The sequence below is a fragment of the Nocardia sp. NPDC003183 genome (genome assembly GCF_053590715.1).
Genome location: NZ_JBSFTG010000003.1, coordinates 288748 through 305301, shown reverse-complemented (window position 1 = coordinate 305301; position 16554 = coordinate 288748). Strand labels below are relative to the sequence as shown.

General features: G+C 70.1%; 3 protein-coding genes. All 3 read left to right on the top strand.

The genetic code is table 11. The annotated features are described in order from the left end of the window. The first annotated feature begins 18 nt into the window (after positions 1 to 18). Positions 19 to 1695 (top strand): apolipoprotein N-acyltransferase, encoded by a 1677-nt coding sequence (lnt, locus tag ACWDXS_RS13290; RefSeq protein ID WP_449965370.1) that lies wholly within the window; start codon positions 19 to 21, stop codon positions 1693 to 1695. 203 nt (positions 1696 to 1898) lie between these two features. Beyond that, positions 1899 to 15566: an amino acid adenylation domain-containing protein gene (locus ACWDXS_RS13285; protein ID WP_449965367.1), complete on the top strand. Its 13668-nt coding sequence runs from the start codon at positions 1899 to 1901 to the stop codon at positions 15564 to 15566. Next, positions 15563 to 16552, top strand: coding sequence for an ATP-binding cassette domain-containing protein (locus ACWDXS_RS13280; RefSeq protein WP_378987919.1), 990 nt, complete (start codon positions 15563 to 15565; stop codon positions 16550 to 16552). Before ACWDXS_RS13285 ends, ACWDXS_RS13280 begins: the two co-directional genes overlap by 4 nt. The last annotated feature ends 2 nt before the right edge of the window (positions 16553 to 16554 follow it).

The following is a 16554-nucleotide window of genomic DNA, read 5'->3' as shown; positions in this document are numbered from 1 at the left end:
ATCACGGAGCGACACACCATGATCGATCCCGCGACGGGTAACCACCCCGACTCCGCAGCCGAGCCGGCATCAGCAGCGGGCGAGGTGGATCCCGGTGCGAGCCGATCCGCCGCCGCTTCGCACCCGGCGGTATTGCGGCTGCTCGCGGCCGTCGTGGGCGGGCTGCTGCTGTTCGGCAGCTTTCCGCCCCGCCCGTTCTGGTTCCTCGCCCCCGTGGCCATCGCGTTGCTCACCCTCGCGGTGCGCGGGCCGGGCAGGCTGCGCGGCGGTTTCGGGTACGGGCTGCTCGGCGGGCTGGCGTTCTTCGTGCCATTGCTGCCGTGGACCGGGATCTACGTGGGCCCGGTGCCGTGGTTGGCGCTGTCCACGGTGTGCGCGCTGTACTTCGGCCTGTGGGGTGTGCTCGCCCGGTGGTTGAGCGCGCTGCCGGGCTGGCCGATCTGGCTCGCCCTGGCGTGGACCGCGAGCGAATGGGTGCGCTCGAGTTTCCCGTTCGGCGGATTCCCGTGGGGGCGGGTCGCTTTCGGTCAAGCCGATGGGTGGTATCTGCCGCTGGCCGCCTACGGTGGTGCGCCGCTGGTCGGCTTCGCGGTCGCGCTGACCGGCACCGCGCTCGCCGCGCTCGCCCTGCGCGTCGTCACCTGGGCCCGCACGCCCGCGCCACGCCCGAACATTCGCGCCGTGCGCACCGGATTTGCCACCGCGGTGGTGGCCGTGGCTACCATGCCCCTGGCCGGAGTGATCCTGCGGCCGACACTGCCCGCCCCGGACACAGGTATCAGAACGATCACGGTCGCGGCGATCCAGGGCAGTGTGCCGCGGCTCGGGCTCGACTTCAACGCCCAGCGCCGCGCCGTGCTGGACAACCACGTCCGGCGCACCGAGGAGTTGGCCGACGCCGTCACCCGCGGACAGGCCGCGCGGCCCGACATCGTGATCTGGCCCGAGAACTCCTCCGATATCGACCCACTGCGCAATGCCGACGCCGCCGCCGAGATCACCGAAGCCTCGGTACGGATCGGCGCCCCGATCCTGGTCGGCGCAGTCCTGGTGAACGGTGACCGCACGACCACCAACTCGGTGATCGTGTGGAACGGCACGGCGGGCCCGGGGGAGCGCCACGACAAGAAGATCATCCAGCCGTTCGGCGAATACCTGCCGATGCGCGGTTTCTTCCGTTTGTTCTCCTCCTATGCCGACCGCGCGGGCTATTTCGTGCCGGGTAACGGTGACGGAACGGTGACGGCCGCCGGTGTGCCGGTCGGCGTGGCGACCTGCTACGAAGTCGCGTTCGATCGGGCATTTCGGGATTCCCTCGCCGCGGGCGCCCAATTGCTGACGGTGCCCACCAACAACGCCACCTTCGGCGAAAGCGAGATGACCTACCAGCAACTGGCGATGTCGCGGGTACGCGCGGTCGAGCACGGGCGTGCGCTCGTGGTCTCAGCAACCACGGGTGTCAGCGGGATCATCACCGCTGACGGCGTGCTCAGACAGCACACCGAGCAAGTCGTCCCCGCCGCCTTGGTGGCCCAGCTACCGTTGCGCGACACAACAACAGTCGCTACCCGAATCGGTGGGTGGCCGGAACTCGCGTCCGTTATCCTGACCGCGATCGGTGTCGGATTGCTATTACTTCGACGCCGCCGCGCGAATCCGACGCATCTTGCGCGAAGTTCGGACAATTCTGAATAAGCGGTTTGTTTCAACCGGGGGGAAGCGGCACAAAGTTGCTGCTTCAGGGGCGTAATTCGTTGAGCTCGAAATAAATTCACATTCGTAGCCATCCGGCTGCCGTAGTACTCCGAATCATGGGCGTGGAAAAGCCACGCCCTGGGCCGTCGTGTGCCCGGGCGCTGCTCGGGGAGTTGTGACACAAGGCAGAAACGGAGTGCTTGATGAGTTCTTTGGCCACCGACCACGTCAGCTCGAGCATCACCGACGAGGACCCGGGCCAACCGTTCGCCCTCTCGCCCGGTCAGACAGCACTGTGGTACGCGCAACGGATCCGGCCCGATATTCCGCTCACCATCGCTCACTACGTCGAACTGCACGGTGATCTCGACGTCGGCCGGTTGCTGTACGCGGTCGAGCGCTTCGGCGCGGAATCCCAGGTGGGACACGTCCGCCTACTCGAGATCGACGGCGTGCCCCACCAGCGAGTGGACCCCACGTGGCGGCCCGGCTGGGGCCGGATCGACCTCCGCGGCGAATCCGACCCCCGGGCCGCCGCGCTGGCCTGGATGAACGCCCACGCCAGCACCCCGATCGACATGGAGCACGAGCCCCTCACCATCAATGTGGTGTTGCGGATCGGTGACCGGGATTGGTTCTGGTACGAACGCGGCCACCACATCGTCATCGACGGTTACGGTGCGATGAACGCGCTCTCGCGCACCGCCGAGATCTACTCCGCGGTCGGCGAGCAGCGTGAGCCGTCCGTTTCCCGCGCCGCCGCGCTCGTCGACCTCTACGCCGACGAATCCCGCTATCGCGAGTCCAGCCGGTTCCGTGCCGACCGCGAGTACTGGACGGAACAGCTCGCCGGCGTGGGCGAACCGATGACGCTGTCATCGGTCACCGCCGCGGGCGACACCCACGACGCGGGGCGCCACCGTGCCACCGCGGTACTCGACGCCGACCTCGACACGCTGCTCACCGACGCGATCACCACACACAGTTCGGCCAACTCCGCGCTGATCGTCGCCGCGCTCGCCGCCTATGTCCGTTCGGTCACCGGTGACCCGGATGTCGTACTGAGCCTTCCGGTTTCGGCACGCACCACCGTCGCGCTGCGCCGGTCGGCGGGTGTGGTGTCGAACGTGGTGCCGCTGCGCCTGCGGTTCGACGAGCACACCACCGTCGCCGACGTCGTGCGCCAGACCGAACTCCAGATCACCGGCGCCCTGCGCCACCAGCGCTACCGCTCCGACGACATCCGGCGGGACTGCGGGTACTCCCGCGACGCGCGCGGCTTCTTCGGGCCGATGGTCAACATCATGCTGTTCCACGACGAGCTGAAGTTCGACGACATCGCCGGTCAGCTCCATGTGCTCGCCACCGGACCCGTCGAAGACCTCTCGATCAACATCTACAACGGCGACGGCGGCCGCATCCAGCTCGACTTCGAGGCCAATCCGAAGCTCTACGGCGAGTCCGAGAACGCCGCCCACCACGCGCGCTACCTCGACTTCCTCGCGCGCTTCCTGGCCGCCGAGCCGACCACCCCCACCTACACGCTCACCGCGATCACCACCGCCGAGAACGAGCGGGTGCTGCGCGAGTGGAACGCCACCGAGATGCCGATGCAGGCCGCGACGCTGGTCTCGCTGTTCGAGGACCAGGTGTCGCGCAGCCCGCACGCCATCGGTCTCGAATTCGGCGACCGCACACTCGGATACACCGAACTCGGTGACCGGGTGAACCAGCTGGCACGCGAACTCATCGCCCGCGGCGCGGGCCCGGAGACCACCGTCGGTGTGTGCCTGCATCGCAGTGTCGATCTGGTCGTCGGGATCTACGCGGTACTCGCGACCGGCGCGGCCTACCTGCCGCTGGATCCCGGGCATCCGGTCGATCGCATCGAAGCGGTGCTGACACAGGCACATCCGGTGTGTGTACTCACCGCGGATCGCGACGGGGTCCGGCTGCCCGAGGGCGCCGTCCGGGTCGATCTGGACACGCTCGACGTGAGCGGCAACGACGTCGCGCCGATCACCGACGCCGACCGCACCGCGCCGCTGCGCCCCGATCATCTCGCCTACGTCATCTTCACCTCGGGCTCCACGGGTAAGCCCAAGGGCGTGGGTGTCACGCATGCCGCGATCGTGAACCGGTTGCGCTGGATGCAGGCCGAGTACCCGCTCGACCACACCGACGCGGTCCTGCAGAAGACCCCGGCCACCTTCGACGTGTCGGTCTGGGAGTTCTTCTGGCCGCTGCAGGTCGGTGCGCGCCTGGTCGTCGCCGCTCCCGAAGGGCATCGCGACCCGGCCTACCTCGCCCGGATCATCACCGAAAGGTCCATCACCACAGCCCATTTCGTGCCGTCGATGCTGTCGCTGTTCGTCACCGACCCGCGCGTGCGGGGCGGGGCGGGGCTGCGCCGGGTGTTCTGCAGTGGTGAGGCGCTGCCCGGCGCGACGGTCGCCGATTTCCACGCCGCGCTGCACGGCCCCGACGGCGGACCGGAGCTGCACAATCTCTACGGGCCCACCGAGGCCGCGGTCGACGTCACCTACTGGCCGTGCCCGGCCGAGGCCACTACGGTGCCGATCGGTTCGCCGGTGTGGAACACCCAGACCTATGTGCTCGACCCGCATCTGCGCCCGGTGCCGCCCGGTGTCGTCGGCGAGCTGTACCTGGCGGGCGCGCAACTGGCCCGTGGCTACCTGGGCCGTCCCGACCTGAGCGCCGACCGGTTCGTCGCCAACCCCTTCGCCTCGGGGCAGCGGATGTATCGCACCGGTGACCTGGCGCGCTGGCAGATCGCCGGCGGCGTCCTGGAATACCTGGGCCGCACCGACTTCCAGGTGAAAATTCGCGGACTGCGTATCGAACTCGGCGAGATCGAATCCGCGTTGCTCGCGCAGGACGATATCGCTCGCGCGGTCTGTGTGGCCCGCACCGGCCGCATCGGTGAGGACGAACTCGTCGCCTACGTGGTCGCCGTGCCCGGCGCGTCGGCGCCCGATCCCACCGTCCTGCTCGCGGCACTGCGCCGCGGCCTGCCGTCCTACATGGTGCCCTCGGCACTGGTGGTGCTCGACGAACTGCCGTTGAGCGCCAACGGCAAGGTCGATCGCACAGCCCTGCCCGCACCGGAGGTGGGTGTGCGGGTCACCACCGGCGCCGCCGCACCGCAGACCGAGCTGGAATGCGCGCTCGCGGAGATCTTCACCGAGGTTCTCGCCCTGGACGGCACCACGATCGGGATCGAGGACAGCTTCTTCGATCTCGGCGGCAATTCCCTGGTCGCGGCCCGCGCGGTCGCCCGGATCAACACCACCCTCGATGCGAACCTCAGCATCCGGGAGATGTTCGAGTCGCCGACCATCGCCGCGCTGGCCGGCTACATCAGCACCCACCGGCCCGAGACCTCGACACCGAAACTGGTTCCGGCACGCAGACCGGAACGGGTGCCGCTGTCGCTGGCCCAGCAGCGGCTGTGGATCCTCAACCGGTTCGCCGAACACGCTGCCGCCTACAACATGCCCTTGGCCCTGCGGCTCACCGGGCATCTCGACCTCGAGGCGTTGCGTGCGGGTCTGCGCGACGTGCTCGACCGCCACGAGAGCCTGCGCACCAGTTTTCCCGAAGGCCCCGAGGGCCCGTACCAGCGCATCCACCCCGCGGCCGGGGTGGAACCCGAGCTGACGCCGATCGAGGTGGCCGCCGCCGAGATTCCCGCGCTGGCCGCGCAGGTGGCGGGGCGTGGTTTCGACCTGCGGACCGAGACACCACTGCGGGTCGCGCTCTACCGGGTGGGCGCCGAGGATCACCTGCTACTCGTGGTGCTGCACCACATCAGCGGTGACGGATGGTCGGTCGCGCCGCTGGCCCGGGATCTGATGGTCGCGGTGTCGGCGCGCGCGGGCGGCGCCGCGCCTCAGTGGGCACCGTTGCCGGTGCAGTACGCCGATTTCGCGATGTGGCAGCGGGAACTGCTCGGTGAGGAAACCGACCCCGAGGCACCCATCGCGCGCCAGCTCGGGCACTGGCGCGGTGCGCTGGCCGGGCTGCCCGATCAGCTCGACCTGCCCCTCGACCGGCCACGGCCGCAACAGCGTGGCACCGGCGGGGACACCGTCGAATTCGTCATCGACGCCGAAACCCGGCGCGCGGCAGCCGAACTCGCCACCGGTCGCGGCGTGAGCATGTTCATGGTGCTGCACGCCGCCCTGGCCACCCTGCTGGCCCGGCTGTGCGCGAGCGCCGACGTCACCATCGGCACGCCCATCGCGGGCCGCTCCGATCCGGCGCTGGACGAACTGGTCGGCATGTTCGTCAACACCCTGGTGTTGCGCACCGAAGTGGACCTCGGCTCCGGCTTCGAGCGCATGCTCGACCTGGTCCGCGAGACCGACCTCGATGCCTTCGCCAACCCCGACGTGCCGTTCGAACGGCTGGTGGAACTGGTCAATCCCGATCGCTCGACCACCCGGCATCCGCTGTTCCAGGTGATGCTGTCCTACGACCGCACCCCGGAACTGCGGGTCGAATTGCCCGGTGTCACCGCGGAACTGGTGCCGATCGAGATCGGCGTCGCCAAGTTCGACCTGCAGCTCGAGGTTCGCGACACTCATGACGACGGACCGCTGCACGCCGAATTCGGTTTCGCCACGGATGTTTTCGATCGCGCCACGGTGCAGGCCATCGCCCGGCGGTTCACCACGCTGCTGGCCGCCGCTGTCGCCACCCCCACCACGGCGATCGGCGACCTCGACGTGCTCGACCGTCGCGAGATCGCCCGCCTGGTCCCCGTGGCCGGTGCGCCCGCCGAACCGGCGGGCACCCTGGCCCGGCTGCTCGGCGACACCGCACAACACCTGCCCGACTCGGTGGCGGTGCGCTACCTCGGTTTCGACACCACATACCGCGAACTCGACGAACGCTCGAACCGGTTGGCGCGCAGTCTCATCGCGCACGGCGCCGCACCCGAAACGGTGGTCGCCGTGGCGCTGCCGCGCAGCCTCGAGTCGATCATCGCCATCTGGGCGGTCGCCAAGACCGGCGCCGCGTACGTGCCCGTCGACCCCGCCTACCCGGCCGATCGCATCGCGCACATGATCGGTGACTCCGGGGCCACGCTCGGGCTCACCCTGCCCGAGCATCTCGCCGCGCTGCCCACCGCCACCGGCAAGCACCGGTCGGCACCGGAGTGGATGGTCTTCGGAACGGCCGATTTCGAGGCCGACTGCGCGGTCCGCTCGGGCAGCCCCCTGTCCGATGCCGACCGCAGGCATCCGATGCGAGCCGGGCAGCCCGCCTACCTCATCTACACCTCGGGCTCGACCGGCACACCCAAGGCCGTCGTGGTCACCCATGCGGGCATCGCCTCGCTGGCCAGCGAGCAGACCCAGCTGTTCAAGGTGACCGACCACGCGCGCACCATGCACTTCTCCTCACCCAGCTTCGACGCCTCGGTGCTGGAACTGCTGCTCGGGTTCGCCGCGGGTGCCACGATCGTGGTGGCCCCCGCCGACCTGTACGGCGGTGCGGAGCTGGCCGGTTTCCTGCGCTCGGAACGCATCACCCACGCGTTCATCACCCCGGCCGCGCTGGCCACGGTGCCCGCGGGCGAGTTCCGGGCTCTCAACACGGTGATCGTCGGCGGCGAGGCGTGCTCGGACGAACTCGTCGAAGCCTGGGCCACGAAGTACCGGATGCACAACATGTACGGCCCGTCCGAGGCCACCGTCGCGGTCACCGCGAGCGCGGCCATGGTTCCGGGCGAGCCTGTCCCGCTGGGCACCCCCGTGCGCGGCATGCGGCTGTTCGTGCTCGACGGCCGGATGAACCCGGTGCCGCCGGGAACACCGGGCGAGCTCTACGTCTCGGGGCCCGGCCTGGCCCGCGGGTACCTCGGCAAGCAGGCACTCACCGCGCAGCGGTTCGTCGCCAACCCACACGGCCGCGTCGGCGAAAGGATGTATCGCACCGGCGATCTCGTCGTCGCCGACATGACCGGCCTGCTGCGTTTCCTCGGCCGCGCCGACGATCAGATCAAGATCCGTGGATTCCGGATCGAACTGCGCGAAATCGACCATGTGCTGCGCGAACACCCGGGCGTTCGGTCCGCGCTGACCGTTGTCCACGTCGACGAGCAGGGGCAGCAGCGGCTCGCGTCCTACGTCACCGCCGACGGCCCGCTCGACCCGGCCGCCGTGCTCGACACCGCCCGCAGCAGGTTGCCCGGCTACATGGTGCCCGCCGCACTGGCGGTGCTCGACGCGATGCCGGTCACCCCGGCGGGCAAACTCGACCGAAAGGCCCTGCCCACACCCGAATTCGTGGTCAGTGGTGGGTCGCGTGCGCCACGCACGCACCTCGAGATGCGGGTGGCCGCAGTATTCACCGAGATTCTCGGCCGCCCGATCCCCGGCGCGGAGGACAGCTTCTTCGACATCGGCGGCAACTCGCTGCTGGCCACCCGGCTCGCCGCCGCGCTACACGCCGAATTCGAGGTGGACCTGCCGGTCCGGCAGATCTTCGAGGCACCGACCGTGGCGGGCATCGCCCGGCTGATCACGGAAGCGCCCCGGACGCAGCGGGTGGCGCTGGCGGTACACACCCCGCGCCCGGGACGCATACCACTGTCGTTGCCGCAGCAACGGCTGTGGTTCCTGAACCGATTGTCCCCCGAATCGAGCGCCTACAACATCGCATTCGTCTTGCGAATCGGCGGAGATCTGGACGTCGAGGCGTTGCGGGGCGCTCTCGGCGACCTGGTGGAGCGCCACGAGGTACTGCGCACGGTCTTCCCCGAAGACCTCTCCGGCGCCCAGCAGGTGATCCTGCCGCGCGAGCAGGCGATGCCGGTGATCGACGCCGTCGACACCGCACCCGATCAGGCGAACGCGGCGCTGACCGCGCTGGCCCGCCAGGGCTTCGACCTCACCCGGCAGACGCCGCTGCGAGTGTCGTTGCTGCGCACCGCATCCGACGAACACCTGCTCGGCGTCGTCGTCCACCACATCGCCGCCGACGGCTGGTCGCTCGGCCCGCTGACGCGTGATCTCGCACTGGCCTACGTGGCTCGCACCGGGGGCGCCGTCCCCGAACGCGCACCGCTGCCGGTGCAGTACGCCGACTTCAGCCTGTGGCAGCGGGCCGTGCTCGGCAGCGAGGACGACCCGGACAGCATCACCGCCACCCAGCTCGCGTTCTGGCGCGAGACGTTGTCCGAACTGCCCGACGAGCTGCCGCTGCCGTTCGACCGGCCACGCCCCGCCGAACCCACCGGGTCCGCGGGCACCGTGACCTGCGCGGTCTCGGCACCGCTGCAGCACGCGCTCGACGAGCTGGCCGGCCACACCGGTGTCAGCCTGTTCATGGTCGTGCGCTCGGCGCTGTCGGTGCTGCTGCGCAGCGTCACCGGTGGCCGCGACATCCCCATCGGTACCCCGGTCGCCGGGCGCACCGACATCCAGCTCGACGACCTCGTCGGCATGTTCGTCAACACCCTGGTTCTGCGCTCCGACGTCGATCCCGGCCGCAGCTTCACCGAGCTGCTGCACGCCGATCGCGATGGCGAGCTCGCCGCCCTCGCCCACGCCGATGTGCCGTTCGAGCGCGTCGTCGACGCGCTGGGCCGCGAGAGCAGGGCGAGCAACCGCCACCCGCTGTTCCAGGTCGCGCTGAGCATGCAGGACAACCGCACACCCGCGCTGGAACTGCCCGGACTGCGGCTGGCCGCGGAAGAGCTCGACATCGCCCTGGCCAAGTTCGACCTGGAACTGCGGGTCGCGCCCGCCGAGGACAGCGGGTTGCGGTTCGACTTCGTCTACGCCACCGAACTGTTCGACGCCGCCACCATCCAGACCCTCGCCGACCGGTTCGTGCAGATCCTCACCCAGGTGACCGCCGACCCACGGCAATTGGTGTGCGATCTGGACCCGCTCACCGTGCTCGAGCACCGTGAGCACGTCCCCGCACAGGGACCCGCCGCGGTCACGCCGGTCATCCTGGCCGACATCCTCGACGGTGCCGCCACGAAGTATCCGCAGCGGCCGGCGCTGCGCTGGTTCGCCGACGGCAGCGTCGCCGGGGACGTGGGCGAGCTCGACTACGCCGAGGTCGCGAGCCGGGCGCACCGGCTGGGCCGGGCGCTGATCGCGCGCGGCATCGGCACCGGCGACCGGGTGGCCGTCGGGCTCACCCGCTCACTGGACTGCGCCCTCGCCATCTTCGGCGTCGCGGCCAGCGGCGCCGCGTTCGTGCCCGTCGACCCGCGCTACCCGGCCGACCGGGTGCGGCACATGCTCACCGACTCCGGTGCCGGCGCGGTACTCACCGCGCGCGCCGACGCGGACTCGTTGCGCGAGGCCGCGGGCCCGATCGATACCCAGTGGTTGCTGATGGACGGCGACGAGCTGAACGCCGAACTGGCCGGCTACGACGGGGTCCGGATCAGCAACACCGAGCGGGTCCGGCCGGTGCGCACCGCCGACCTGGCCTATCAGATCTACACGTCCGGTTCGACCGGCCTGCCCAAGGGCGTCACCGTCACCCACGGCGGTCTCACGAGTCTCGCGCTCGACCTGCGTGAACGGATGGGCCTCGACCGGTTCTCCCGCACGTTCTTCTTCTCCACACCCAGTTTCGACGTCTCGGTGCTCGACATGCTCCTCGCCGTCTACTCGGGCGCCGAGATGGTGATCGGCCCGATCGACATCTACGGCGGTGACGAACTCGGGACCCTGCTGGAACGCGAGCAGATCACCCACACCTTCCTGACGCCCGCGGTGCTGGGCTCGATCGACCCCACCCGCCACCCGCTGCCGATGCTGCGCGGTCTGATGGCCGGTGGCGAGGCGGTGCCGCCGGACCTGGTAGAGAACTGGGCGCCGGGCAGGCGGTTCGTCAACGCCTACGGGCCCACCGAGTTCACTGTCATCGCCGCGATGTCGGAGCTGCGGGTGGGTGTTCCGGTCGCCATCGGCACGCCGGTGCGCGGCTCACGGGCCCTCGTGCTCGACGAGCGGCTGCGACCGGTCGTCGGCAGGGTGCCGGGCGAGCTCTACATCGGCGGCGCCGGCATCGCCCAGGGCTATCACGAGCGCTACGGCCTGACCGCGGGACGCTTCATCGCCGACCCGTTCGGCCCGGCGGGCAGCCGGATGTACCGCACCGGCGACGTGGTGCGCTGGACGGCGAACGGTGAGATCGACTACCTGGGTCGCAGCGACCATCAGGTGAAGGTGCGCGGTTTCCGGATCGAACTCGGCGAGATCAGCGCCGTCCTCGGCAGTCATCCCGAGGTCCGCTTCGCACACACCGAGGTCCGCCGGATCGCGGGCGACGACCGGATCGTCGCGTGGATCCAGCTGAACGAGGGCGTCGACCCGGCCGAGGTGGCCGGGGTGAAGCGGCACGCGATGGTCCGGCTGGCCGGGCACATGGTGCCCGCGTCGCTGAACCTGATCGACCAAGTGCCGCTCACTCCGGTCGGCAAGCTCGATCGCACGGCGTTGCCGGAACCGCAGTTCACCGCCGCCGCGGGCCGGGCACCACAGACCGACGCCGAGCGGACGGTCGCGCGAGTGTTCGAGGAGCTGGTCGGGGCGAGCGAGGTCCGCGCCACCGACAGCTTCTTCGACATCGGCGGCAACTCGCTGCTGGCCACCCAGCTGGTGGCCCGGCTGGCCGCGGCCAGCAATGTGCGCCTGGAAGTGCGCACCGTGTTCGCGGCGCCGACCGTCGCCGAACTCGCCGCGCTCATCGAATCCGGACCGTCCGGCGACGAACACCGGCCGGACCTGGTGCCCCAGCCACGCCCGGAGCGGATTCCGCTGTCGGCGGCGCAGCGCAGGCTGTGGTTCCTCAACCGCTTCAACGCGGGTGCCGGCGGCGACAGTCAGTCCTCGGGCGCCTACAACGTCCCGGTCGTACTGCGCCTGCACGGCACGGTCGACCTCGATGCGCTCATTGCCGCTTTGCACACGGTGCAACGTCGGCACGAGACGCTGCGCACGGTGTTCCCGGAGACCGCCGGCGAGCCAGAGCAGTTGGTCCTCGACCCGGCGATCGCCGCCGTCACGCTGTTCCACGCGACGGCCACCGCGAGCGAGGTCGACACCGCCGTGACCCGTTTCGTCACCCCGGGATTCGACCTGTCGGCCTCGGTGCCCATGCGGGCGGCGCTGATCAGCGTCGACCACACCGGGCAGTCGGCACCGGCCAAGGCCAAGTTCGCGGTCGCGCGCTCGACCGAGCATGTGCTGGTGCTGGTCGTGCACCACATCGCGATGGACGGCTGGTCGCTGGAACCGCTCGCCGCCGAAGTGGCCGCCGCCTACCGTGGCATCCAGATCGGTGAACCGTTCGGCGAACAGATCCCGCCGGTCCAGTACGCCGACTACACCCTGTGGCAGCAGGAACTCCTCGGTACCGAGGACGACCCGGACTCGCTGATCAGCAAGCAGCTCGACCACTGGCGCGGTGTGCTCGACGGCCTGCCGGAGCTGCTCACCGTCCCGGCCGACCGCTCGCGCCCGCCGATGCCCTCCTACCAGGGCGGCACCGTCGACTGCACGGTCGACGCGGCGACCCACCGGGCGCTGCGCGGCATCGCCACGGCGAACAACGTCAGCATGTTCATGGTGTTGCACGCGGCGCTGGCGGTCCTGCTGCACCGGGTCACCGGCACCGAGGACATCGCCGTCGGCACCGCCAGCGCGGGCCGTGGACATCCAGCACTCGACGCGATGATCGGCATGTTCGTCAACACCCTGGTGCTGCGCACCGAGGTTTCCGACGAGCGCGCGTTCGTCGACCTGCTGCGCACCGTCCGCGACGGGGACCTCGACGCGTTCGCGAACGCCGACCTGCCCTTCGAACGGCTCGTCGAGGTCGTCAACCCGGCGCGCTCCCAGGCACACCACCCGCTGTTCCAGGTGATGCTGTCGGTGCGCAACACCCCGGTGCGGATGCTGGAACTGCCCGGTCTGCGGATCGAAGCCGTCGACGCCGACGCCGGTATCGCCAAGTTCGACCTGCAGTTCACCTTCACCGAGACCCAGACCGCCGACCGGGTGGGCGACGGCATCAGCCTGTCGGTGAACTTCGCGGCGGACCTGTTCGACGAGGTCACCGCGCGCAGGCTCGGCGACCGCCTGGTCCGGCTGCTCACCGCCGTGGCCGCCGACCCGAACACCGCGGTCGGCGACCTGGCCCTGCTCGACGCGGTCGAGTGGACCGCGCTGGCACCGGTGCACGGCGCCCGCGCCGAGCAGGCGGTGACGCTGCCCGCGGTCTTCGGTGCCGCCGTGGCTCGTTCCCGCGAGGGCGTCGCGCTGTGCGCCGGGGACACCGTGGTCACCTACGACGCGCTCGACCGGTGGACCAACCGGCTCGCCCGTGTCCTGATCGGACAGGGTGTGGGGCCGGAAACCCTGGTTGCCCTGGGTATTCCGCGTTCGGTGGAGTCGGTGGCGACCATGCTCGCCGTCGCGAAGGCGGGCGCCGCGTTCGTGCCGGTCGACCCGAACTACCCGCCGCAGCGGATCAGTCACATGCTCACCGATTCCGATGCGGCACTGGGTCTGACGCTGCTCGAGCACCGCGATCGACTGCCCGCCGATACCCGCTGGCTGGTCCTGGACGACCCGCAGACCAGGGCCACCGTGCTGGGGACCGACGACTCGCCGGTTACCGACGCCGAACGGATTCGCCCACTGCGCCTGCACAATCCGGCGTACGTGATCTACACGTCGGGCTCCACCGGGACCCCGAAGGGCGTCGTGGTCACCCACGGCGGTCTGTCGAACTTCGCCGCCGAGACCGCCGACCGGTTCGATGTGCGTCCCGGCAGCCGGGTGCTGCACTTCGCGACTCCGAGCTTCGACGCCGCCATGCTCGACATCCTGTTCGCGCTCGGTGGCGCGGCGACGCTGGTGATCTCCCCGGCCGGGGTGGTCGGCGGCGAGGACCTGCGGCAGGTGTTCATCCGGGAACGGATCACCCACGCGTTCATCACCACCGCCGCGCTGGGCACTGTCGACCCGGCGGGCGTGAACTCGCTGGCCCACGTGCTCACCGGTGGTGAGGCGCTGCCGCCGGAACTGCTCGCCCGCTGGGCGCCGGGGCGCAACTTCTACAACGTCTACGGCCCCACCGAGACGACCATCGTCACGTTGATGCCGCAGCCGATGAGCCCGCGGGGCCCGATCACCATCGGTGGGCCGATCCGCGGCGTCGCGGCCACCGTGCTCGACCGGCGACTGCACCCGACCCCGATCGGTGTCACCGGCGAGCTGCAGCTGGCGGGCTCGGCCCTGGCGCGCGGCTACCTCAACCGGCCGGGACTCACGGCCCAGCGGTTCGTGGCCGATCCCTACGGCGCGCCGGGCGAACGGATGTACCGGACCGGCGACCTGGTGCGCTGGCGTGACGGCGCCAAGTCGGCGCTGGACGTGGAGTACGTCGGCCGCACCGACCATCAGGTGAAGGTCCGCGGATTCCGGATCGAACTCGGCGAGATCGACGTCGCGTTCGCCCGGCACGCCGATGTCGAGCTCGCGCTCACCATCGGTCACACCACGCAGGCCGGGGTCACCGCGCTGGTCTCGTATGTGAAGGCACGCAACGGGAGCGCGCCGAGCGTGCCCGAACTGCTCGAGCACGTCGCGGGTCACGTGCCGAACTACATGGTCCCGCAGGCGATCATGCTGCTCGACGAGGTGCCGCTGAGTCCGGTCGGCAAGCTCGATCGAGCCCGGCTGCCCGAGCCGGTGTTCACCGCGTCCGGCGGGTACCGCGCGCCGGCGACCGTCGCCGAGATGGCGCTGTGCGCGGTGTTCACCGAGGTCCTCGGGGTCGAGCGGGTCGGCGTGGACGACGGGTTCTTCGAACTCGGCGGCAACTCCCTGCTGGCCACCAAAGTTGTCGCGGCACTGCGTGAGCAGGGCTACGACATGCCCGTCCAGATGATGTTCGGCGACGCCACCCCCGCGGGAATCGCGGCCAAGCTCGACGACCTCGACCCGGACGCGGTGATCGAGGCGGCCACCAGCCCGGTGCTGGCCATCCGCCCGTCCACCAGCCCGCACGACACCCCGCTGTTCTGCGTGCACCCGGCGATCGGGCTGGCCTGGTGCTACGCGGGACTGCTCGCTCATCTCGCCCCGCAGCGCCCGGTGTACGGCCTGCAGGCCCCGCACGTGTCCGGCGACGACAGCTTCATCTCGATCCCCGAAGCCGCCGGACACTATGTCGCCCATATCAAGTCGATCCAGCCGCACGGTCCCTATCACCTACTCGGCTGGTCGCTCGGCGGCCTGATCGCGCAGGAGATCGCCGTGCAGCTGCAGGACGCGGGCGAGGACGTCGCGCTGCTGGCGATGATGGACAGCTACCAGCTCGGTGACCGCTGGCTCGACACCTCGATGCCCAGTGTCGCCGACATCCTCGGCGAGTTCGGCGCCGACCTGGTCGACGGCGAACCGTTGCCCGCCGACCTCGACCTGAACGAAGCGGCGGATCTGCTGCGGGCCCAGGCCGGTCCGTTCGCCGCGCTCTCGGTGGAACATCTGCAACGCCTCTACACCGGGTACGCCGACGGCACCGTCATGGCCAACCGGTTCCGGCCGCGCACCTTCGACGGCGACCTCGTGTTCTTCACCGCCACGGCGGACGAGATCAACGCCGCCGATCCGAGCCGCTGTGCCGACGCCTGGCAGCCGTTCGTCACCGGCAACATCCACAACCACGACCTGCCCTGCAGGCACGCGGCGATGACCACACCGGAATCGCTGGCGGCGATCGGCCCCGTGCTGCATCGCCACCTCGACGCCGTCCCGGACATCACCGTGTGCGGCAGCGGCCAGAAGGAGATGCGACCGTGAGTCTCGCGGTAGAAGTGCGCGGCCTGGCGAAGAGCTACGGCAAGGTGCGCGTACTGAAGGAGATCGACCTGGAGATCCCGGCGGGGACCGTGCTCGGCCTGCTGGGCCCCAACGGTGCGGGCAAGACCACCACCGTACGGATCGTCACCACGCTGTTGCGACCCGATGCCGGTTCGGTGCGGGTCGCCGGTATCGACGTGCTGGCCGACCCGGCCACCGCGCGCACCAGGATCGGGTTGTCCGGCCAGTACGCGGCCGTCGACGCGAACCTGACCGGTTACGAGAACCTGCGCATGGTGGCGCGCCTGTACGGCATGGGACGCAAGCAGTCCGTCGTGCGCGTGGAGGAACTGCTCACCGCGTTCGGACTCGACCACGCGGCGGGTCGGCGGGCAGGCACCTATTCCGGTGGCATGGCCCGTCGCCTCGACCTGGCCGGTGCGCTGGTGGCGCGGCCGCCGGTGGTGGTGCTCGACGAACCGACCACCGGCCTCGACCCGCGCGGTCGCCTGGACATGTGGCAGGTGATCGGTGATCTCGTCGACGACGGCACCACCGTCCTGCTCACCACCCAGTACCTCGAGGAGGCCGACCTGCTCGCCGACCGGATCACCGTCATCGACAAGGGCACGGTCATCGCCCGCGGTTCGGCCGACGAACTCAAGACCTCCATCGGCGGCGACCGGCTCACGGTCACCCTCGCCGCGGGGCAGAGCCCGTGGCCCGCGGTGCAGGTCCTGCAGCAGGTGGGGGTCGGCGAGCCGGTTCACGAGCCCGGCAGCGACGAGGTGTCGGTGGTGGTGGGCAACGGGTCACGCACGATGGTCGAAGCGCTGCGCCGCCTCGACGACGCCGGTGTCTGCGTGCTCGACGCGAACGTCGTGCGTCCCACTCTCGACGATGTGTTCCTTTCCCTCACCGGCACCCCGGCCGAGACCGTCCCCGAACCCGAAACCGACGACGTGCAAGAGGAGGTCCTGTCGTGAGT

What these genes read in the sequence shown, in the direction of transcription:
- ACWDXS_RS13285 (WP_449965367.1), top strand. Translation starts at nt 1,899, where the DNA reads ATGAGTTCTTTGGCCACCGACCACGTCAGCTCGAGCATCACCGACGAG.
- lnt (WP_449965370.1), top strand. Translation starts at nt 19, where the DNA reads ATGATCGATCCCGCGACGGGTAACCACCCCGACTCCGCAGCCGAGCCG.